The organism is Mucilaginibacter sp. (genome assembly GCF_964263795.1).
Taxonomy (GTDB): domain Bacteria; phylum Bacteroidota; class Bacteroidia; order Sphingobacteriales; family Sphingobacteriaceae; genus Mucilaginibacter.
On the sequence record NZ_CAXVWK010000127.1, the window covers coordinates 1 to 21097 of the forward strand.

The following is a 21097-nucleotide window of genomic DNA, read 5'->3' on the forward strand; positions in this document are numbered from 1 at the left end:
ATGATGGGCGAAACCATCCCTAAAGAAACCAACTATGTAGCTTTAGATAAAACGCAGAAAGATCCGTGGGGTATACCTCAGCTAAAGATCTCGGTAGTTTATGATGATAATGACGAGAAAATGCGCAAGGATTATATTGAGGAGATGACAGAGATGTTTACCACTGCCGGCTTTACCAATATCAAATCGCGCCAGGATCAGCGTGCGCCTGGTTTGGACATTCATGAGATGGGTGGCGTGCGCATGGGCAATGATCCTAAAACATCGATGCTGGATAAATGGAACAGGCTGCATGCCTGTAAAAACGTATATGTTACCGATGGTGCCTGCATGACATCAACCTCGTGTCAAAACCCATCGCTCACCTACATGGCCTTAACCGCCCGAGCGGTTGACCACGCAGTTGGTGAATTAAAGAAAATGAACGTGTAAACCTTAAACCTAAAGCGAGGATTTTAAACTTCCTAAGGGCAAACGGGCTGAATGTGTTTAAAAAACACAATGAAAAAATATTTATAAAATAATTTTTATTCCTACATTTAACGGGACAACCAATTACTAAATTTTTTATTAACGCTATACTAATATGTCTACAAACACTTATGACGCCATTGTCATTGGTTCAGGTATCTCAGGCGGCTGGGCTGCAAAAGAACTAACCGAGAAGGGCTTAAAGACCATAATGTTAGAGCGCGGTAGAGATATCGAGCACATTAAGGGTTACGTGAACGCGAATAAAGGCCCGTGGGAGTTTCCGCATAGAGGCGGCCGTACACAAAAGATGATCGAGGATTACCCGGTTCTAAAACGCGATTATCCTTTAAATGAAACCAACCTTGATTACTGGACCAATGAGATAGAGAGCCCTTATACCGAAACCAAGCGTTTCGACTGGTTTAGAGGTTATCATATGGGTGGCCGCTCGTTAATGTGGGGCAGGCAATCTTACCGTTGGCACGATACCGATTTTGAGGCAAACTTAAAAGATGGTATCGCAGTAGACTGGCCTATCCGTTATAAGGACCTGGCGCCATGGTATAGCCATGCAGAAAAATTTGCAGGCATCTCTGGTAACCGTGATGGTGTTCCGATCCTTCCGGATGGGGATTTTATGCCGCCGATGGAAATGAACGTGGTTGAAAAAGATATTCAAAAACGCTACGAAGATTTTTATAAAGACGCAAGGCACTTTATTATTGGCCGTACAGCTAACATCACCGTACCGCATAATAACCGTACAAACTGCCAATACCGTAACAAATGCTGGTTAGGCTGTCCGTTTGGTGCCTATTTTAGTACGCAATCGGCTACGTTACCTGCAGCAATGGCTACCGGTAATTTAACCGTTCGCCCATGGTCAATCGTTACCAAAATCATTTATGATAAAAACACCAAAAAAGCTAAAGGTGTAGAAATTCTGGATGCAGAAACAAACAAAACATACGAATTCTTTGCCAAAATTGTATTCGTTAACGCATCGGCACTAAACAGCGCCTGGGTGTTAATGAACTCGGCTACGGATGTATGGGAAGGCGGCTTAGGCAGCAGCAGCGGTGAACTTGGCCACAACGTTATGGATCACCACTTAGGTGTTGGTGCAGGCGGCCGTATCGAAGGTTTTGAAGATAAATATACATTTGGCCGCAGGGCTAACGGTATTTATATACCACGTTACCGTAACCTGAATGGCGAAAAACGCGACTACATCCGCGGGTTTGGTTACCAGGGTAGCGGCAGCCGCTCGGGCTGGAGCCGTGATATTGCAGAACTTGCAATTGGCGGTGAATTTAAAGATGCGTTATCTGAACCGGGAGGCTGGTCTTTCGGGATGGGCGGTTTCGGCGAAACATTGCCTTACCACGAAAACAAGATTACCCTTGATAAATCTAAAAAAGATAAATGGGGTTTGCCTGTGCTTAATGTCGATGCAGAGGTTAAGGATAATGAGCGTAAAATGCGTATCGATATGATGAACGATGCGAAGGAAATGCTGGAGAATGCCGGTGTTAAAGATGTACAAACCTATACTACCGAGCCTGTGTTGGGCCGCGGTATCCATGAGATGGGTACAGCACGTATGGGCCGTGACCCAAAAACTTCGGTACTGAACGAGTGGAACCAGGTTTGGGATGCCAAAAACGTGTTTGTAACGGATGGTGCTGCCATGACATCGGCTGCATGCCAAAACCCGTCACTTACCTACATGGCATTAACCTCACGAGCAGCAGATTACGCGTTTAAAGAAATGAAAAAAGGAAATATTTAATAACAGTATTGATACACTACCACAATGACTGAAAAGAAAGAAACTCCGGAAGTAGCCAACCCGTCAAGACGGGACTTCATAAAAACTTCGTCGCTTGCAGCGGCCGGTTTCATGATCGTGCCACGCTTTGTGCTGGGCGGTAAAGGCTACAGGGCACCAAGCGATATGCTAAACGTTGCAAGCGTGGGTGTAGGCGGTAAAGGCGAAAGCGATATTGCCAACTTTGCAAAAAGCGGTAAAGCCAACATTGCATATTTATGTGATGTAGATGATCGCCGTGCGGCTAAAACGCGCGCTGCTTTCCCTAAAGCTAAATATTACAAAGACTGGCGCGAGATGTACGATAAAGAGCACAAAAATTTTGATGCTGTATCTGTATCAACGCCAGATCATAACCATGCAATTATTACTTACCGTGCTATGCAGTTGGGCAAACACGTTTACGTGCAAAAGCCGCTTACGCATGATATATGGGAGGCACGTTTGCTTACAGACGCTGCTAAAAAGTATAAAGTAGTAACCCAAATGGGTAACCAGGGCGCATCTAACGATGGTACACGTTTATTATCAGAGTGGTATGATGCCGACCTGATTGGCGATGTGCACACCGTTTACTGCTGGACAAACCGCCCGGTTTGGCCGCAGGGTATCAAATGGCCCGAGCCGCAATCTAATATCCCTAAAGAATTAGACTGGGACCTGTGGTTAGGTACTGCGCCTAAAAAAGATTACGTAGATAAATTAGTGCCGTTTAACTGGCGCGGATGGTGGGATTACGGTACAGGCGCATTAGGCGATATGGGCTGCCACCTTGTCGAAGCACCTTTTAGAGTATTGGGTATCCAGTATGTAAAAGATGTACAGGCCAGCGTTGGCAGTGTATATGTGGATGAATTTAAACAAGGCCACTTCCCGGAAAGCTGCCCTCCGTCAAGCCACATTACCATGACGTTCCCAAAAACTAATAAAACAAAAGGTGATGTTACCCTTCACTGGATGGACGGCGGAATCCAGCCTGAGCGACCTATAGAATTACTGCCAAATGAAAAATTCGGCGGCGAGAATGGTAACGGTACCCTGTTTATTGGTACAAAAGGTAAAATGTATTCAAGCACATACTCTGATGCCCCAACATTGCTGCCAACCGAGCGTACCAAAACCGCTAAAGCGCCCCAGAAATGGGACCGTGTACCGGGTGGTGCAAACGGACACTACGCACAGTGGGTTGAAGGTTGTTTGGCAGGTTACGGTAAAAAAGAATTGAGTTCATCTTTTGAGAAAGCCGGCCCGCTTACCGAAGCATTGCTGATGGCTAACCTTGCCGTACGCGGTCATGAGTTAAAAGGCGGCCAGATCAAATTGCTTTGGGATAACAACGCTATGAAGGTGACCAACTTTGAAGATGTTAACCAATACGTTAAACGCGAGTACCGCCCTGGTTTTGAGCTGAAGGCTTAAAACCGTTAACATAATATATCATTTAATTCAATAAATAATAAAATGAACAGAAGAGACGCAATTAGCAGGGTAGGTTTGCTATTAGGAGGTACTGTTATCGGTGCCGAATTCTTCATATCAGGTTGTAAATCTGGCAGCTCGGTAAATACCGACGACCTTGCATCTGCAGATACCACTGCATTTTTAGATGAAGTGGGCGAAACCATTTTCCCGGAAACCAAAACGCCTGGTGCCAAAGCCGCTAAGGTAGGTGCTTTTATGGCGCTGATGGTTAAGGACTGCTATACCGCTGATGATCAAAAGATCTTCAAAAAAGGTATCAGCGACCTGGATGAGGCATGTAACAAAAAGTACGGCAAAAAATTCATGCAGGCCGACGCTAAACAGCGTACCGAATTGTTGACCGGGCTGGATAAAGAGGCAAAGGATTATTCAAAATCTAAAAAGCCTGAAGATGCCAACCACTATTTTACCATGATGAAGCAATTAACTATATTAGGTTACTTTACATCAGAAGTGGGCGCTACAAAAGCCCTTCGTTACCTGCCCGTTCCGGGCAAGTACGATGGCAATTACCCTTACAAAAAAGGAGATAAGGCCTGGGCGCTTTCGTGAAAAAAATCAATAAGCCTTTCTGCCTGATGGCAGAAAGGCTTTAGTTTTTAATAAAATTTTATACTTTTAAAACCTCGCTGCCGCCAGGTGCGGGGTTTTAAAAGTTTATCTACATAATATGAGTAACAGAAAATTGCGCATGGGCATGATTGGTGGCGGTAAAGATGCCTTTATTGGGGCTATTCACCGTATTGCTGCCAACATGGACGGCCAGATTGAATTGGTATGCGGCGCCCTTAGCATGCATGCTGATGTAGCACAGGAAAGCGGTAAAATGCTGTTCCTGGATCCTGAAAGAATTTACAATACCTACGAAGACCTTTTTAAAGCCGAAGCGGCAATGCCTGCCGAAAAGAGGATGGACTTTGTAACTATTGTTACCCCAAACTTTGCCCACTTTGCGCCCGCAATGCTTGCGTTAGAGAATGGCTTTAACGTTGTGGTTGAAAAACCGGTAACCTTTACGTTAGAAGAAGCACAGCAGCTAAAAGCTAAAGTAGACGAAACCGGCCTGATGCTTTTACTTACCCATACTTATGCCGGCTACCCGATGGTAAAAGAGGCTAAGCAACTGGTTAAAAGCGGTAAATTAGGCAAGGTGCGTAAAATATATGTAGAGTACATACAAGGGTGGCTAAGTCGCCTGAGCGAGCGCGAAGGCAATGCCGGTGCCGCCTGGCGTACCGACCCGTCAAAATCGGGTAAGAGTGGTTGTATGGGCGATATAGGTACACATGCGGCGCACCTGGCCGAATATATCTCCGGCCTGAAGATCACAGAACTTAATGCTTCATTAAATATTGTAGTTGACGGCCGTATGCTTGATGATGATGGCGCCGTATTGTTACGGTTTGAAGAAGGCGCAACCGGTACACTTATTGCATCACAGGTAGCTGCCGGCGAGGAAAATGCATTGAAGATTCGCGTATACGGATCTGAAGGCAGCCTGGAGTGGGCCCAGATGGAGCCGAATACGCTAACCGTTAAGTGGATTGATAAACCCGCCGAAACGTTACGTGCAGGCAGTAATTATGCCGATAGGTTATCAACCTATGCTACCTCCAACTGTCGTACGCCAGGTGGCCACCCGGAAGGTTACCTGGAAGCTTTTGGCAACCTTTACCGCAATTTTGCCTTGGCATTAAGTGCTAAAATAGAAGGTGTTGAACCGAAAGAAGAATGGCTCGATTTCCCGTCTGTTGATGACGGTATCAGGGGTATGGCGTTTATTAACAATGTTGTGGCATCAAACGCCAGCGACGAAAAATGGACCACTTACACCATCTAAGAAATGACTACCATTAAAGGACCGGCTATATTTTTGGCACAATTTATTGGCGATCAGGCACCATTCAATGATCTGAAATCTGTCTGCGAATGGGCGGCAGGTTTGGGTTATAAAGGTGTGCAATTGCCCACAGGCGACGCGCGTTTTATAGACCTGCAAAAGGCTGCGGAGAGTAAAACCTATGCCGACGAGATAAAAGGCATTGCCAATGTTGCCGGAGTTGAAATTACCGAACTGTCTACACACCTGCAGGGCCAGTTGGTTGCCGTTAACCCGGCGTACGATAGCCTTTTTGACGCGTTTGCACCGGATAAGGTTAAAAACCATCCTAAAGCACGTACCGAATGGGCGGTAGATCAGTTGAAATTTGCAGCGAAAGCTTCACAAAATTTAGGGCTGAATGCCAGTGTAACCTTTAGCGGCGCATTGATATGGCATATGGTTTACCCATGGCCGCAACGCCCTGCCGGTTTGGTTGATGCCGCTTTTGATGAGCTTGCCAAACGCTGGGAACCTATCCTGAATATTTATGATGAGCATGGGATTGATCTGTGCTACGAAATACATCCGGGCGAGGACCTGCACGATGGCGTAAGCTACGAGCGTTTTTTAAGCAAGGTGAACAACCATAAGCGTGCAAATTTGTTATATGATCCGTCGCACTTTGTTTTACAGGCGATGGATTACCTGGAGTACATTGACATTTATCACGAGCGCATTAAAATGTTCCACGTTAAGGATGCGGAATTTAACCCTACCGGCAGGCAGGGCGTTTACGGCGGGTACTCGGATTGGGTGGACCGCGCAGGGCGTTTCCGTTCGTTAGGCGACGGACAGGTTGATTTTAAGGCCATATTCAGCAAATTAACCCAGTATGATTACACTGGCTGGGCAGTATTAGAGTGGGAGTGTGCTTTAAAGCATCCCGAAGACGGGGCACGTGAAGGTGCACCGTTTATTAAAGATCATATCATCAGGGTTACCGAGCGGGCGTTCGACGATTTCGCCGCATCCGGGTCTGACGATTCATTTAACAAATCACTATTAGGAATATAAAAAAAACGAACATCATGAAAAAGATATTTATCATCTTAGGTATAGCATTGACAATTGCAGCTTGTGGCGGTAGCAAACCAGGCGAGGCAGAAGGCGGCAGCGAGGCAGATAGCGCAAGCGCAAACCACCAGGCAGCAGCGGCTCATCAATCAGACGCGGCGCAGGACACTGCGGTGAGCGACATTGGAACCACCAAAGCAGCAGGCACACCAGACAACAAAGGCCAGGAGTTAATGGCTAACAGCGATTGCAACACCTGCCACAACGAAAAAAGTAAGATCATTGGCCCTGCGCTGGTTGATATCGCCAAAAAATATACATCAAAAGACGAAGAGACCCTTGCTAAAAAGGTTATCGCAGGTGGCAGTGGCAACTGGGGCACTGTACCTATGACAGCGCATCCGCAACTGTCATTAGATGACGCCAAAACAATGGTAAGATACGTCTTATCTGTAAAGTAAACCTTAATTAAACCTAACCAATTTAAACTATAATTAATTATGACAGTAACAACGCGCGTTAAGTTGTCAACCATGATGTTTCTCCAGTTTTTTATCTGGGGCGCATGGTTTGTAACAATGGGTACTTATTTAGCCAAAACACTTTTAGCTACCGACGTTCAAAACGGAAATGCTTATTCAAGCCAATCTTGGGGTGCCATTATCGCGCCTTTCATTATCGGTTTAATTGCCGACCGCTTTTTTTCGGCCCAAAAAGTATTAGGCGTGCTTCACCTGATAGGCGCTGCGCTGCTTTATTATATTACCACTATCCCAAATTTCGATGGCTTTTTACCGGTTATCTTCGCTTATATGATTGTTTACATGCCTACACTGGCACTGGTAAACTCGGTATCGTTTAGGCAAATGACCAACCCAAGTAAAGAGTTTCCGCCAATTCGTATTCTTGGCACATTCGGATGGATCGTTGCAGGTACTGTTATTGGCTGGTTAGGTTGGGAACAAAGTAACTCTTTGGTGCTAACCTTTAAAATGGCAGCGATAGCGTCATTAGTGTTAGGCTTGTTAAGCTTCACATTACCGGCTACGCCTCCTGCTAAGAGAGGTCAAAAAACCACTATGAGCGATATCTTAGGCCTTGATGCCCTTGGCCTGTTAAAGAACAGTTCATATCTGATCTTCTTTCTTGCATCAATTGCTATTTGTATTCCGCTTGCATTTTATTACAATTTTACTAACCCGTTCCTTAACGAGGTTGGTATGCAAAAGGCTGCCTTTATACAATCTTTTGGTCAATGGTCTGAACTTGCCTTTATGGCTTTGATGCCGCTGTTCTTTGTACGCCTTGGTGTGAAAAAGATGCTTGCAATTGGTATGCTGGCCTGGGTTTTAAGGTATGTATGCTTTGCTTACGGTAATGTTGAGGCGAATTATTGGATGCTGATAGGAGGTATTGTATTGCATGGTGTGTGTTATGATTTCTTCTTTGTAACCGGCCAGATCTATACCGACAACCTTGCAGGCGAGCGTTTCAAAAGTGCAGCTCAGGGTTTTATAACGCTTGCTACTTATGGTGTAGGGATGCTGATCGGTTCGTACATTTCTGGCCCGATCGTAGGGCATTGGAAAGTATCAGAAAAAATGCACAACTGGCAAACCATTTGGTTAATTCCGGGCGGTATTGCAGCTGTGGTATTAATTGTGTTCCTGCTGTTCTTTAAGGATAAAAATCAAATTCAAAATGATCTGGGCTTGCGTGTAGAAGACGAGCCGCAAGGCCGCTTTGAGGTATAATATTATGGCTGCAAACGCAAACAGAAGGTTGGCCATTAAAAATATGCTGGCAGGTACCGTGGCCATTAGCGCCGGCGGTATGCTGTCGTCATTTACAACCGACCAGCAGGATACTGTGGATACAAAGCTAAAAGGTAACATTAATCATGCGGTGTGCCGCTGGTGTTTTAACGACCTTAGTGTTGAGGCGCTTTGTGTTGCCGCTAAAGAGATGGGCATCAAAGGGATCGACCTGGTTGGCCCTGCCGACTGGCCTACGCTTAAAAAGCACGGCTTATACTCGTCTATGTGCAACGGCGCAGAAATTAACCTGACGGATGGTTTTGGTGATAAGCAGTTTCACGCGCAACTTTTCAAAAATTATTCAGAAATGATTCCGCTGGTTGCCGCGGCCGGTTATAAAAACCTGATTTGTTTCAGTGGCAGTCGCCGGGGTAAAACCGACGAAGAAGGCTGGAACAATTGCGTTGAAGGCCTTAAACCGCTGATGAAGATTGCCGAGCAACACAAGGTTGTGTTGGTAATGGAGTTATTAAACAGTAAGATAGACCATAAAGATTACCAGGCCGACCGTGCCTGGTGGGGCGCCGAGTTATGCAAACGCTTAGGATCTGAAAACTTTAAGCTGCTTTACGATATTTACCATATGCAGATTGATGAAGGTGATGTGATACGCAATATCCGTACCCACCATCAGTATATTGCGCATTACCATACCGGGGGAGTGCCTGGCCGCGCCGAAATTGATGACAGCCAGGAACTTTATTACCCAGCGATTATGCGTGCTATTGTTGAAGTGGGCCATAAAGGTTTTGTAGCCCAGGAATTTATCCCGAAGCAAAAAGATCACCTGGCATCCTTACGTAAGGCAGTGCATATTTGCGATATTTAAACCATTGGCTGCTAAAAGCATCCAAACCTTTGTATAAACCAACATACTACTAAATGACAAACAGAAGAACGTTTTTGGCGCAGGCCGGCTTATTATCTGCCGGTGCAATGCTTGCCCCCGAATTGTTATCAGCAAAAAGTGTAAACGGCATAGGCATACAATTGTACAGTCTGCGCGACCAGCTACCTAAAGACCCAAAGGGTGTTATAGCCAGGATTGCCAAAGCGGGTTACAAAGAAGTAGAAACTTTTGGCTACTCTAAGGACGGCGGCTTTTGGGGCCTTAGTGCAAAAGAATTTAGTGCGGTGCTTAAAGCAAACGGGTTAAAAACACCAAGCGGCCACTACGGCCTGGACGAGTTTTTTGGCACCGGTAAAATGGATGTGTTTAACAGCTACATCGAATCGGCATTGGTAACAGGCCAAACCTATATCATTGTGCCATCACTGAATCACGACTTTATTAAAACCAAAGCCGATTTCATGACTATTGCCGGTAAGCTCAACAACGCTGCCGAGGTTTTGAAGAAGCATGGCTTAAAACTGGGCTATCATAACCACAATTTTGAGTGGAAGGAAACCGAAGGCACCACGTTTTATGATACTATCCTTAACCATACCGATCCAAAATTGGTAAATATGGAAATGGATATTTACTGGGTAGTACGCGCAGGCAAAAACCCGGTAGAGATATTTAAGAAACACCCGGGCCGTTTTACATTTGTGCATGTAAAGGATATGGACAAAAAGAACAACGAACTGAATACTGAAATTGGTACCGGCGGCATCGACTTTAAAACTATCCTTGGCCAGGCAAAATTAGCAGGCATTAAACATTTTATTGTTGAGCAGGAAAACTTTACCAATATCGACCCTTACAAAAGCATAGCGCAAAGCAGTGCTTATTTGAAAAACAAGCTTTACATTTAATTTGAGAACCAATTAACTACGAAGATGAAACATAAATTAATTTTAACCGCTTTGCTATCAGGAGGCTTTTTTATGGCAAATGCACAGCAAAACGGTAAGCCGGAAGATACCGAAAAATGGGAGCCGGTCCCTAAAGTAGTAACCGCTGGTAAAACCAGCAGCGATGCACCGTCTGATGCCGTTGTATTGTTCGATGGTAAGAACGGGCTGTCTGAATGGGTTGACGTTGCAAGCGGCGGTGACGCTAAATGGGATGTTAAAGGCGATGTTTTAACCGTTAACAAATCAAGCGGCAATATCGAAACCAAAAAGAAATTTGGTAACTACCAGCTACATATTGAGTGGAAAGTACCTTCAAACATCAGCGGTACCGGCCAGGCCCGTGGTAACAGCGGTGTTTTCCTGGCTTCTTTAGGCAAAGGCGATCTGGGTTACGAATTGCAGGTTTTAGATTCATACAATAACAAAACGTATGTTAACGGTATGGCGGGTAGCATTTACAAGCAATTTATCCCGTTGGCAAACCCAACTAAGCCACCGGGCGTTTGGAACACTTATGATGTGATCTGGACTGCTCCAACATTTGATGGTGATAAAGTTAAGACACCGGCCCGTGTAACCGTTTTATTTAACGGTGTACTGGTTGAAAATAACATTGAACTTTTAGGCCCAACACAATATATTGGCGCACCTGGTTACAGGGCTGCACATGGCCCGGCCCCCATTAAATTACAGGCACACGGTGATAAGAGCGAACCGCTTAGCTTCCGTAACATCTGGGTTAGGGAATTATAATCAACAATAGATATTAAAGTAAAGCCTGCCGATAACGGCGGGCTTTTTTGTTTTATAATGCAGAACCCGTTTATTTTTGTATCTTAATAACTTCTTTTTACGGTATCCGTATAAAGGGCTATAAACCAATTAGTAAGCCTCCGGGCTTTCCCGATTAATCTGTATTATTGATGTGTAAACGTTTAATGTGCCTTATGGCGACGCTTTTTGCTTTGAGTGGTTATGGCCAAAATCAAAGTTTAAAGTTTGAACACCTGGGTAAAAAAGAAGGTTTATCACAGATCAACGTTGGATCCATTATTCAGGATAGCCGCGGGTTTATATGGGTAGCCACCCGCGATGGCCTTAACCGCTATGACGGTTATAACTTTACCTATTACAAGCACGATGCGGCCGACCCCACATCGCTCAGCAGCAGCATGATTGCCGATATTGCTGAAGATAAAAATGGCAACATTTGGGTAGCTACTATCATCGGACTTAATAAATTTGAGCGCAGTAAGGGCAAATTCACCCGCTATCTGCATGATGATAAGAACTCCAATTCTCTTACCGACGATATTTTAAACAAGCTAACCTTTGATGAACAAGGCAATCTGTGGATTGCAAGCCAAAGCGGGTTGGACTATCTGGATGTTAAAACCAATAAGTTTACCCATTACAAACCCAATCACAACAATCCCCAAGGCCCCGCTAATAACATAGTAAGCTTTGTTTATCGCGACAGCAAAAATAATATCTGGGCAGGCACTACGGGTGGCGGGTTGAATTTATTCAACGCCAGGACACATACTTTTAAAAATTACCGCCATGATGCTGCCAACCCCGCGAGTTTATCGGGCAACGAGGTAACCTGTATTTATGAAGATAAAAAACACCGCATGTGGGTGGGCACTCTTAACAACGGCCTAAATCGCATGGATGTTAGTAGCGGCTTGTTTTCCCATTATCAGCACATTGAAGGCGTAGCGAACAGCATATCAGGCAATACCATCTATGCCCTTAATATGGATGAGAACAGCAACCTTTGGATAGGCAGCGAAAACGGCGGTCTTTGCATCCTTAATCCTGATACAGGTAACTTTTATACGTTTAAGCACGATGATATTGATCACAGCAGCATCACCGGCAATTCTATCTACGGCATATTAAAAGATAAACATGGCAACATGTGGTTGGGGGCGTTTAGTGGCGGCATCAACGTGTTTAAACGCAGTACCGAAAGCTTTAACCATTACAGGCACAGCTCGTTAAGCAGCAGTTTATCTAACGATTTTGTGCTTTCGATTTTTGAGGATCAGGATCGCAATGTTTGGGTTGGTACAGACGGTGGAGGACTTAATAAATTTAGCTATGCCGATGGATCCGTTACCCATTACATGCACCAGCCGGGTAAAAACAGCATTACAGGTAACTTTGTGCTCACAATAAACCAGGATAAACAAGGCAACTTTTGGTTCGGCACCTGGGCGGATGGCGTAAGCATATTTAACCCTAAAACAGGCGGTTTTACCAGTCTAAAGAATGATCCTAAAAACCCGAACAGTTTAAGCGGGAATAATATCTATGCGCTGGCTAACTCAAAAGATGGCACTACATGGATTGGTACTTATAACAACGGACTTTCGCACTACGATCCTAAAACCAAAAAATTTACCACTTACCGGTACGATGCCGGTAACCCTAAAACCATTAGCAGCGACAGGGTATATTCTTTACTGGAGGATAGCAGGGGCAATCTTTGGATAGGTACATTTGATGGCGGTCTTAACCTGCTGGACAGGAAGACAGGTACATTCACCCGGTTTCAGCACAGCAGTAAACGCAATAGTATAAGCGATGATAATGTGCCGGATATTTATGAAGACACAAAAGGGCGCATCTGGATCAGTACATTTACCGGCCTCAACCTGTTCGACCCGGTGACTCGGCATTTTACCGTTTATACCAGAAAGAACGGGCTGCCCAGCGATATCATTTATGCCGCCCGCGACGACGACGAAGGCAAGATCTGGATAAGCAGCAACAATGGCCTGACAGCGTTTGATCCCGTTAGGAACACTTTTAAAAATTACACCGTTGAGGATGGTTTGCAGGAAGATGAATTTAAGTCGCACTCGGCATTTAAAGGCAATTCGGGCAGGTTGTATTTCGGCGGAGTAAATGGATTTAATGCCTTCTCGCCGGGGCAGATACTTAAGCCGGAAGGTTTTTCGCCTCTTGCTATTACAGCCTTGCAGATCTTTAATAAAACGATCCGGCCGGCCACAAACGACAAGGACCCATCGCCGCTTAAAAAAGATATATCTGACGCTAAGAGCATTACGCTGAATTACAAACAGTCTGTAATCTCGCTTGAATTTGCGGCCCTTGACTACACCTCGCCCGATAAAAAGAAATATGCCTACATGCTGGAGGGTTTCGATAGCGAATGGAACTATATTGGAAGCCGGCACTCGGCCACCTATACCAATTTATCTGCAGGCACTTATGTCTTCAAGGTTAAGTATCAAAATTCGGCAGGCGCATGGTCGCCGGTTACCAGCGGGCTCACTATTATAACCAAACCGCCGTTTTGGCTTACCTGGTGGTTTAAAATAATTGCTATTGCGTTTGTAGCAATTTGTGTTTATTTGATTTTCCGTGCCAGGGTCAAGGCTATAAAAGAGCAACGTAACATGCTGGAGAAGCAGGTTGCCGAGCGAACTTTAAGGCTGGCTCAAATGAGCGAAGACGAGCGTGTATTGCGTGAAGATGCTGAGAAAGCGCGCGAAGAAGCTGAAAAGGCCAATCGCGCTAAAAGCATTTTCCTGGCTACCATGAGCCACGAGATCCGCACACCCATGAACGGGGTGATGGGAATGGCAACCTTACTGGGCAGCACGCCGCTCAATAAGGAACAAAAGGAATATACAGAAACCATTAAAAGCTGCGGCGATACCCTGCTTAATGTGATCAATGACGTGCTCGATTTTTCGAAGATCGAATCGGGCAATATGGAACTGGATGAGCAGGACTTTGATTTGCGCGATTGTATAGAGACCGTACTGGATGTTTTTGCCGAGCGTGCAGCCCGCTCCAACCTTGACCTGGTTTACCAGGTAGAACACAACGTACCGGCGCAGATCATTGCCGATAATTACCGTTTGCGGCAAGTGCTCATAAACCTGGTTGGCAACGCCGTAAAGTTTACCGCCAAAGGCGAGGTATTCATATGCGTTAAACAAAAGAGTAATATTGAGGATGAGATAGAATTGTTGTTCGAGATCCGCGACACGGGTATTGGTATCCCGCCTAACAAGCTTGACAGGCTGTTCAAGGCTTTCTCGCAGGTAGATTCAAGCACCACCCGTAAATATGGAGGTACAGGGCTTGGCCTGGCTATCAGTGAAAAGCTGGTAAACCTGATGGGCGGCGACATTGCTGTAAAAAGCGAAGTGGGCAAGGGGACAACCTTCTCTTTCACAATAATGGCTAAACCAGGTTTAAAAGCACAGCGAAATTATGTGCACATAAATCTTGCCGGTATGGCCCAGAAGCGCATCCTGGTAATCGATGATAACCAAACCAACCGCGAGATACTGGAAGAACAGCTCAAACAGTGGAACCTGATCCCGGTGATTGCTGCATCAGGCGAGGAAGCACTTAGACTGCTTGAAGGGCCGCAACCTGTGGACCTGGCCATATCTGACATGAACATGCCCGAAATGGATGGTATACAGCTGGCCCGCAGGATCCGGGAGATCAATCCCGCCTTGCCGATCATCCTGCTCACATCAATGGGCAGCGAACAAAGTAAAAAGAACAACCATTTGTTTGATGTGGCGCTTACCAAACCTACAAAGCACCAACTATTGTACAAACACGTTATCGAGCAATTGAAACTTAAAAGTGATGATGAGGTACCGCAGTCTGTTAAACCAACTTTTTCTGAGGATTTCGCATTGCATCATCCGATCGATATTCTCATAGCCGAAGATAACGCCATCAATCAGAAACTGGCAAAATACATCCTTAATAAGATGGGCTACAAACCGGATATTGTTGGTAACGGCCATGAAGCCCTGAATGCACTGGTGAGCAAAAAGTATGATATGATATTAATGGATATCCAAATGCCGGAGATGGACGGGCTGGAGGCTACCCGCTTTATCCGCGCCAATATGGACTATCAGCCGGCTATTATTGCCATGACCGCCAATGTAATGACCGAAGACCGTGACGCCTGCATTGAAGCAGGAATGAATGCCTTTTTAAGTAAGCCGTTAAAGCTGCAGGAAATAATGGATACACTTGTTGCCTGGGAGCCTAAGAAGGCTGCACTTTAAACCTACGGCAACTAAATTATTTGATAAATTAGCACAAACTTTTACGCATGTTATATCATAAAAAAATAGCCGGATTTGCCGGTGCGCTGCTTTCATTCATTTTGATTTTTACTTTATCAAACGTTTCTGCGGCACCTAAAGGGAACTATTACGTTTTAAAGGTGTACCATTTGAAAGATAAAACCCAGGAAGGTTTGGTTGATAACTATCTGAAAGATTTTTACGTACCCCGTTTGCATGCTATTGGTTTAAAAAGCATAGGTGTTTTTAAAACATTAGCCAAAGACACCACAGATAAACGCATCTATGTTTTTATACCTGTTAAAAACTGGAAAAAGCTGGAAAACCTGGAAGAAAACATCAACCGGAATGAGACAAAAACCGGCAGGGGGTATGTTGATGCCAATTACAAAAACCCGCCTTACACGCGTGTGGAAACTATTATTATGACGGCTTTTGAAACACGGCCTGTACCCGCTGTTCCTAAATTAACTTCAGCAAAGGCCGGCCGTATTTATGAGCTGCGCAGCTACGAAAGCCCAACCGAGCAATACCACCATAACAAAATAAAAATGTTCAACAGCGGCGAAACAAACCTGTTCGACAGGATTGGATCTAACGCCGTATTTTATGGCAGCGTTATTGCCGGCGCACGCATGCCCAACCTGATGTATATGACCGCCTATGACAGTATGCAGGAAAGGGATAAACACTGGGAGGTGTTTTTTGCATCGCCGGAGTGGAAAGTGCTGGTTGCCGACGAGCAATATAAAAACAATGTATCTAAAAACGATATCACCTTCTTATACCCGGCCAACTACTCGGATTTTTAATACGGTATGGCCTTAGCTAAGCGGGATTATGATGCAGTTATTGTAGGCAGCGGCCCCAACGGGTTGGCAGCCGCCATCCTGATGCAGCAGCAGGGCTTATCTGTTTTGGTAATTGAAGGTAAACAGGAAATTGGCGGCGGACTGCGCTCGGCAGAACTGACATTGCCGGGTTTTACACATGATATCTGTTCGGCCGTACACCCGCTGGCCCTTGCATCGCCGTTTTTCAGGACACTTCCGCTTGCGCAGTTTGGGTTAGAATATTTACAGCCTGCGGTTGCCGCCGCGCACCCTATGGACGATGGTTCGGCCGCGTTACTTCTAAAAAGCATTACTGATACGGCCGGCTTGGTAGGCGCAGATGAGCATGCTTATAAAAAGCTGATGCAACAAGTAACCAAACTATGGCCGCTGATAGATGCCGATGTTTTGGGGCCGTTACACTTTCCGGGGCACCCGCTTGCACTGGCAGCATTTGGGTTAAAGGCTTTGCCGCCGGCCACGGTTTTGGCCAGCCGGTTTAAAACAGAAAACGCAAGGGCGCTTATTGGGGGGATGGCGGCACACGCCATACAACCGCTTACCAATATGGCTACATCGGCCATTGCGCTGGTATTGTTGGCCGCCGGCCACCTCAACGGCTGGCCCATCCCGAAAGGCGGCTCCGGCAGGATAGCGAACGCATTGGCAGCTTATTTTACTTCATTAGGCGGGAAGATAGAAACCGGCCAATACATTACCTCATTAAAGCAGCTGCCATCAGCAAATGCCGTGCTGTTTGATGTAACACCAAAACAATTACTGCACATAGCAGGGCATAAATTCTCGTCAGTTTATAAATGGCAGTTGCAGCGTTACCGCTACGGTATGGGCGTTTACAAAATAGACTGGGCGCTGGATGCACCTATACCCTTTACCAATTCAGATTGCAGGCAGGCGGGTACCATACACCTTGGTAACAGTTTTGAAGAGATCCGCGATAGCGAGCAACAGATATGGAAGGGCAGGCACCCGGATAAGCCGTATGTTCTGCTGGCCCAGCAAAGCGTGGTCGATGATACCCGTGCGCCAAAAGGCAAGCACACCGGCTGGGCTTACTGCCACGTACCCAACGGCTCAACGAAAAATATGACCGCGATAATAGAGCAGCAGGTAGAGCGGTTCGCGCCTGGTTTTCGGGACACCATACTTGCCCGCCATACAATGGATACCGCCCAGGTGGAGGCCTACAACCCCAATTATATCGGCGGCGACATTAACGGCGGGGTGCTGGACATTGGCCAATTGTTTACCCGGCCGGTCCTGCGCCTGTCGCCTTACACCACATCGGCCAGGGGAATTTACATCTGTTCGTCGTCAACGCCGCCGGGGGGCGGGGTACATGGCATGTGCGGTTACTATTCGGCCAAAAAAGCACTGAAGGAAATTTTCAATATTAAAATCGCTACTTTACAGCCTACTTCTGACACCTAATCCTATGCAATTAAAGAGGTTGATATTAACTGCCGTTTTTGGCTTTGCCTGCCTGGCCGGTTTTGCGCAAAGCAAAAGTAATTTTGTGCCACAAAAGGATTTGCTGGCCACCATCCGCAAGAACATAACAGATGCAGATGCCCAATACAAACTGATGGCTACGCTGCTAAAGCCGAACGAGTTCCCGAAAGCTTATCATCCGAAAGAAAGCCGGATGGAAACAAGTAACTCGGGCTGGTGGTGCAGCGGTTTTTATCCCGGCACCTTGCTGCAGATCTATCAGCAAAACCATGATCAGGCGTTACTGACCGAGGCAGAGCGCATCCTTGCCGTGTTGGCTAAAGAGCAATATAATACGCACACACATGACCTGGGCTTTATGATGTACTGCAGCTTTGGTAACGCCAATGCGATAGCGCCTAAACCCGAATATAAACAAGTGCTGATTAACAGCGCCAAATCGTTAGCCACCAGGTTTAGCCCTGTTACTGGTACTATCCGCTCCTGGGATTCGAAGCCGGCTGATTACCTGGTGATCATTGATAATATGATGAACCTGGAACTGCTGTTTTGGGCCACAAAAGTCACCGGCGATTCCAGTTATTACAAGATCGCTGTTACGCACGCCAATAACACTATCAAAAACCATTACCGGCCGGATTACAGCTCATACCACGTAGTAAACTATGATGCCCAAACCGGCGCGGTTAAAGAGCGGAAAACAGCTCAGGGATTTGCCAATGAATCGGCATGGGCAAGGGGACAGGCCTGGGGACTGTATGGTTTCACCATGACCTATCGCGAAACAAAAGATAAAAGATACCTGGATCAGGCCAAAGGCATTGCTAAATTCATCCTTAATAACCCTAAACTTCCTGCAGATAAAGTACCATATTGGGATTATAACGCACCTGATAAACCAACGCCGCTTCGCGATGCCTCGGCTGCGGCAATTACTGCCTCCGCCTTGTTGGAACTATGCCGTTATGTGGATAAAACCGAGGGGCAAACGTATTTCAGCGCGGCGCAAACCATCATCGCAAACTTATCGTCTCCAACTTACAAATCTGCACCGGGCAGCAACGGCGGCTTTTTGTTGCAGCATAGCTTAGGCCATTTGCCGGCCGGTACCGAAATAGATGTGCCGCTTACTTACGCCGATTACTATTTTGTAGAAGCAATGGCGCGATACAAAGCATTTGCAAAAAAGTAATGCCAGGTTGGCCGGAAGGCAAATGTTTTATAGCTTTAACAAACAAACCACACAATATGGGCAAAGGGCGTTTAGAGGCATTTAGCGATGGGGTAATAGCCATCATTATCACAATTATGGTGCTTGAGCTTAAGGTGCCTCACGATGCCAGTTTAGAGGCCCTGAAGCACCTGCTGCCGGTGATCATCAGCTACATCATCAGCTTTGTTTACATAGGGATCTATTGGAATAACCATCATCATATGTTGCATGCCGCAAAATCTATTACCGGCATAACGCTATGGGCCAACCTGCATTTGCTTTTCTGGTTGTCGCTAGTGCCGTTTGTTACAGCGTGGATGGGCGAGAACCATTTTGCCAAGTGGCCGGTAATATGTTATGGTGTTGTATTGATCATGAACGCCATCGCCTATACTATTCTGGCAAAACAACTCATTCGTCATCATGGCGAAAATTCGTTACTGGCGCACGCCATCGGCAGCGATACTAAGGGAAAGATCTCAACCGGTATTTACGCCGCGGCTATCGCGCTGTCGTTTGTAAATCCGTGGATCGGTGTTTCGCTGTACGTACTTGTAGCCTGCATCTGGTTTATCCCCGACAGGCGCATCGAACGTACAATGGGTAGTGAGGATAATTGATCAGGTTAATTACTTCATCAGCTTATCAAAAGCCTCTTTCAATTCTGCAAGTTCAGTTTCCACTTTGCTCAGGCGTTCCTCTAGTTCTGACGATCGGTTGGCGCGTGGTGCATCATCCTGCATATCATCTTCAATAATGGTACCACCCAGCAAATGGCGATAACGCGCCTCTTTCTGTCCGGGGCGCTTAGGTAACTGCAGTACATAAGGCATTTCGCCACCGGCCAGCTTTTCAAGAATGGCGTTAACTTCGTCCAGATCTTCAAATTCATATAACCTGCCGGCATTGGTGTTGATCTCGCCGGGTGTTTGCGGCCCGCGCAATATCAGCAGGCATATCACCGCAACTTCTGCAGGCACTACCGGGAATACAATGCCAAAGTTATGCTTGTATTTAATAACCCGGCTTGATCCGCCTGTAGCGGTCGAGATCAGGCCTTTGCGCTTTAAGGTATCCAGCGCCAGCATTACGGTGTTATCATCGTACTCAACAACCGGCTTGCGCGCTGTTTTCTGGTTACAGGCTACCGTAAGGCCGTTAAGCGTCATGGGGTAATAATCCGGGGTGGTTTTGCTTTTTTCCATTAGGGATCCCAGTACACGGAGTTCGGTATCGGTTAAAACAGGTAAGGTTTTCGGCGTATCCATGCACAAATATAAAATTTGCGGCGGCACGGCGGGCAATTCAGGATTGGATAGTTTAATTTAGCCAACATGACAATTAGCATTTTAGGTTGCGGATGGTACGGATTGGCCCTGGCGAAAACCCTGGTAAGCAAAAATATTGCGGTTAATGGGTCGACAACTTCTGCAGACAAGCTACAGGTATTGAACGATGCCGGAATAAAACCTTACCTGATCGATCTTTCTGCAGTAATTGCCCCAACTGACTTTTTTGATGTTGATGTGCTGGTTATTGCTGTCCCGCCCAAAAGCCGGTCTGGAGAGGGGGCCGAATATGTGCCGAAGATGCAACGCGTTATTGACGCCGTAAACATAGGTGCGGTAAAAAGGGTGGTACTGATCAGCTCGACCGGTGTTTATGCCGACCTGAATAGGGAGGTTGATGAACTGACCAACCCGCAATCCGCCACACAATCGTCGATAATATTGCATGATGCGGAAGAACTGTTTCGCCATCAAACTGGATTCCAAACAGCGATCGTCCGATTTGGCGGGCTTATCGGCCCCGGCCGCGAACCGGGCCGCTTCTTTGCCGGTAAAACAAATATCCCAAACGGCCTGGCGCCGGTTAATGTAATCTGTTTGGATGATTGCATTGCCTTTACCGAAGCAGTAATCAATCAGGATGCATTTGGCCATACCTTTAATGCCTGCACGCCACATCATCCCCCCAAGGCTGAATTTTATAGCCTGGCCGCTAAAAAAGCAGGACTTCCTTCACCGCAGTTTGTATCGAAACTGAACGAATGGAAAATCATCAACAGTGTTAACGTTAATAAAATTTTGGGCTATAAATTCAAGATCACAAACTGGATCGAATGGTTGACGGAAGCCTAAACCATACCAATTGGAATTATCGCTGTTAGTAAACA

At 46.1% G+C, this 21097-nt stretch carries 18 protein-coding genes; 17 read left to right on the top strand and 1 reads right to left on the bottom strand.

The window, feature by feature from the left end; all coding sequences use genetic code 11:
- The 16 genes from ACE5CV_RS19815 to ACE5CV_RS19890 form a co-directional block, all read left to right on the top strand.
- Nucleotides 1-432 (top strand): GMC family oxidoreductase (locus ACE5CV_RS19815; protein WP_374951940.1); only part of this gene is annotated, 432 nt, incomplete at its 5' end.
- Nucleotides 433-586: 154 nt separating this feature from the next.
- Nucleotides 587-2266: a GMC oxidoreductase gene (locus ACE5CV_RS19820; protein WP_374951941.1), complete on the top strand. Its 1680-nt coding sequence runs from the start codon at nucleotides 587-589 to the stop codon at nucleotides 2264-2266.
- A 24-nt stretch (nucleotides 2267-2290) separates the two neighbouring features.
- Nucleotides 2291-3724 (top strand): Gfo/Idh/MocA family protein, encoded by a 1434-nt coding sequence (locus ACE5CV_RS19825; RefSeq protein ID WP_374951942.1) that lies wholly within the window; start codon nucleotides 2291-2293, stop codon nucleotides 3722-3724.
- Nucleotides 3725-3766: 42 nt separating this feature from the next.
- The gene (locus tag ACE5CV_RS19830; protein WP_374951943.1) at nucleotides 3767-4339 is read left to right on the top strand and encodes a gluconate 2-dehydrogenase subunit 3 family protein; all 573 of its coding nucleotides are present in this window, start codon (nucleotides 3767-3769) and stop codon (nucleotides 4337-4339) included.
- 118 nt (nucleotides 4340-4457) lie between these two features.
- A complete protein-coding gene (locus ACE5CV_RS19835; RefSeq protein ID WP_374951944.1) occupies nucleotides 4458-5627 on the top strand; it encodes a Gfo/Idh/MocA family protein in 1170 nt (389 codons plus the stop codon).
- 3 nt (nucleotides 5628-5630) lie between these two features.
- The gene (locus ACE5CV_RS19840) at nucleotides 5631-6683 is read left to right on the top strand and encodes a sugar phosphate isomerase/epimerase family protein (protein WP_374951945.1); all 1053 of its coding nucleotides are present in this window, start codon (nucleotides 5631-5633) and stop codon (nucleotides 6681-6683) included.
- Between the two features lie 14 nt (nucleotides 6684-6697).
- Nucleotides 6698-7144 (top strand): c-type cytochrome, encoded by a 447-nt coding sequence (locus ACE5CV_RS19845; RefSeq protein WP_374951946.1) that lies wholly within the window; start codon nucleotides 6698-6700, stop codon nucleotides 7142-7144.
- Between the two features lie 39 nt (nucleotides 7145-7183).
- Entirely contained in the window at nucleotides 7184-8437 is a 1254-nt protein-coding gene (locus ACE5CV_RS19850) for a nucleoside permease (protein ID WP_374951947.1), read from the top strand.
- Between the two features lie 4 nt (nucleotides 8438-8441).
- A complete protein-coding gene (locus ACE5CV_RS19855; protein WP_374951948.1) occupies nucleotides 8442-9329 on the top strand; it encodes a hydroxypyruvate isomerase family protein in 888 nt (295 codons plus the stop codon).
- 53 nt (nucleotides 9330-9382) lie between these two features.
- Nucleotides 9383-10258 (top strand): sugar phosphate isomerase/epimerase family protein, encoded by an 876-nt coding sequence (locus ACE5CV_RS19860; protein ID WP_374951949.1) that lies wholly within the window; start codon nucleotides 9383-9385, stop codon nucleotides 10256-10258.
- Between the two features lie 24 nt (nucleotides 10259-10282).
- The gene (locus ACE5CV_RS19865; protein ID WP_374951950.1) at nucleotides 10283-11053 is read left to right on the top strand and encodes a DUF1080 domain-containing protein; all 771 of its coding nucleotides are present in this window, start codon (nucleotides 10283-10285) and stop codon (nucleotides 11051-11053) included.
- 194 nt (nucleotides 11054-11247) lie between these two features.
- Nucleotides 11248-15381 carry a two-component regulator propeller domain-containing protein gene (locus ACE5CV_RS19870; RefSeq protein ID WP_374951951.1) on the top strand — a complete coding sequence of 1378 codons (4134 nt, stop codon included), beginning with the start codon at nucleotides 11248-11250 and terminating at the stop codon, nucleotides 15379-15381.
- A 47-nt stretch (nucleotides 15382-15428) separates the two neighbouring features.
- Entirely contained in the window at nucleotides 15429-16214 is a 786-nt protein-coding gene (locus ACE5CV_RS19875; RefSeq protein WP_374951952.1) for an NIPSNAP family protein, read from the top strand.
- A gap of 6 nt (nucleotides 16215-16220) precedes the next feature.
- Nucleotides 16221-17687 carry a phytoene desaturase family protein gene (locus ACE5CV_RS19880; RefSeq protein ID WP_374951953.1) on the top strand — a complete coding sequence of 489 codons (1467 nt, stop codon included), beginning with the start codon at nucleotides 16221-16223 and terminating at the stop codon, nucleotides 17685-17687.
- A gap of 4 nt (nucleotides 17688-17691) precedes the next feature.
- Nucleotides 17692-18900 (top strand): glycoside hydrolase family 88 protein, encoded by a 1209-nt coding sequence (locus ACE5CV_RS19885; protein ID WP_374951954.1) that lies wholly within the window; start codon nucleotides 17692-17694, stop codon nucleotides 18898-18900.
- Between the two features lie 56 nt (nucleotides 18901-18956).
- On the top strand, nucleotides 18957-19541 hold the full coding sequence (locus ACE5CV_RS19890) for a TMEM175 family protein (protein WP_374951955.1): 585 nt from the start codon (nucleotides 18957-18959) through the stop codon (nucleotides 19539-19541).
- Between the two features lie 9 nt (nucleotides 19542-19550).
- Here the strand turns inward: ACE5CV_RS19890 and ACE5CV_RS19895 are convergent, their stop codons facing one another.
- Nucleotides 19551-20189, bottom strand: coding sequence for a YceH family protein (locus ACE5CV_RS19895; RefSeq protein WP_374951956.1), 639 nt, complete (start codon nucleotides 20187-20189; stop codon nucleotides 19551-19553).
- 66 nt (nucleotides 20190-20255) lie between these two features.
- On the opposite strand from ACE5CV_RS19895, the gene ACE5CV_RS19900 reads away from it, so the two are divergent.
- Complete coding sequence (locus ACE5CV_RS19900; protein WP_374951957.1) at nucleotides 20256-21062, top strand: SDR family oxidoreductase; 807 nt, start codon at nucleotides 20256-20258, stop codon at nucleotides 21060-21062.
- Nucleotides 21063-21097: the final 35 nt, after the last annotated feature.

Bases quoted from the DNA above. Each gene is read 5' to 3' on its own strand.
- ACE5CV_RS19820 (WP_374951941.1), top strand. From the start codon at position 587: ATGTCTACAAACACTTATGACGCCATTGTCATTGGTTCAGGTATCTCA.
- ACE5CV_RS19825 (WP_374951942.1), top strand. From the start codon at position 2,291: ATGACTGAAAAGAAAGAAACTCCGGAAGTAGCCAACCCGTCAAGACGG.
- ACE5CV_RS19830 (WP_374951943.1), top strand. From the start codon at position 3,767: ATGAACAGAAGAGACGCAATTAGCAGGGTAGGTTTGCTATTAGGAGGT.
- ACE5CV_RS19835 (WP_374951944.1), top strand. From the start codon at position 4,458: ATGAGTAACAGAAAATTGCGCATGGGCATGATTGGTGGCGGTAAAGAT.
- ACE5CV_RS19840 (WP_374951945.1), top strand. From the start codon at position 5,631: ATGACTACCATTAAAGGACCGGCTATATTTTTGGCACAATTTATTGGC.
- ACE5CV_RS19845 (WP_374951946.1), top strand. From the start codon at position 6,698: ATGAAAAAGATATTTATCATCTTAGGTATAGCATTGACAATTGCAGCT.
- ACE5CV_RS19850 (WP_374951947.1), top strand. From the start codon at position 7,184: ATGACAGTAACAACGCGCGTTAAGTTGTCAACCATGATGTTTCTCCAG.
- ACE5CV_RS19855 (WP_374951948.1), top strand. From the start codon at position 8,442: ATGGCTGCAAACGCAAACAGAAGGTTGGCCATTAAAAATATGCTGGCA.
- ACE5CV_RS19860 (WP_374951949.1), top strand. From the start codon at position 9,383: ATGACAAACAGAAGAACGTTTTTGGCGCAGGCCGGCTTATTATCTGCC.
- ACE5CV_RS19865 (WP_374951950.1), top strand. From the start codon at position 10,283: ATGAAACATAAATTAATTTTAACCGCTTTGCTATCAGGAGGCTTTTTT.
- ACE5CV_RS19870 (WP_374951951.1), top strand. From the start codon at position 11,248: ATGGCGACGCTTTTTGCTTTGAGTGGTTATGGCCAAAATCAAAGTTTA.
- ACE5CV_RS19875 (WP_374951952.1), top strand. From the start codon at position 15,429: ATGTTATATCATAAAAAAATAGCCGGATTTGCCGGTGCGCTGCTTTCA.
- ACE5CV_RS19880 (WP_374951953.1), top strand. From the start codon at position 16,221: ATGGCCTTAGCTAAGCGGGATTATGATGCAGTTATTGTAGGCAGCGGC.
- ACE5CV_RS19885 (WP_374951954.1), top strand. From the start codon at position 17,692: ATGCAATTAAAGAGGTTGATATTAACTGCCGTTTTTGGCTTTGCCTGC.
- ACE5CV_RS19890 (WP_374951955.1), top strand. From the start codon at position 18,957: ATGGGCAAAGGGCGTTTAGAGGCATTTAGCGATGGGGTAATAGCCATC.
- ACE5CV_RS19895 (WP_374951956.1), bottom strand. From the start codon at position 20,189: ATGGATACGCCGAAAACCTTACCTGTTTTAACCGATACCGAACTCCGT.
- ACE5CV_RS19900 (WP_374951957.1), top strand. From the start codon at position 20,256: ATGACAATTAGCATTTTAGGTTGCGGATGGTACGGATTGGCCCTGGCG.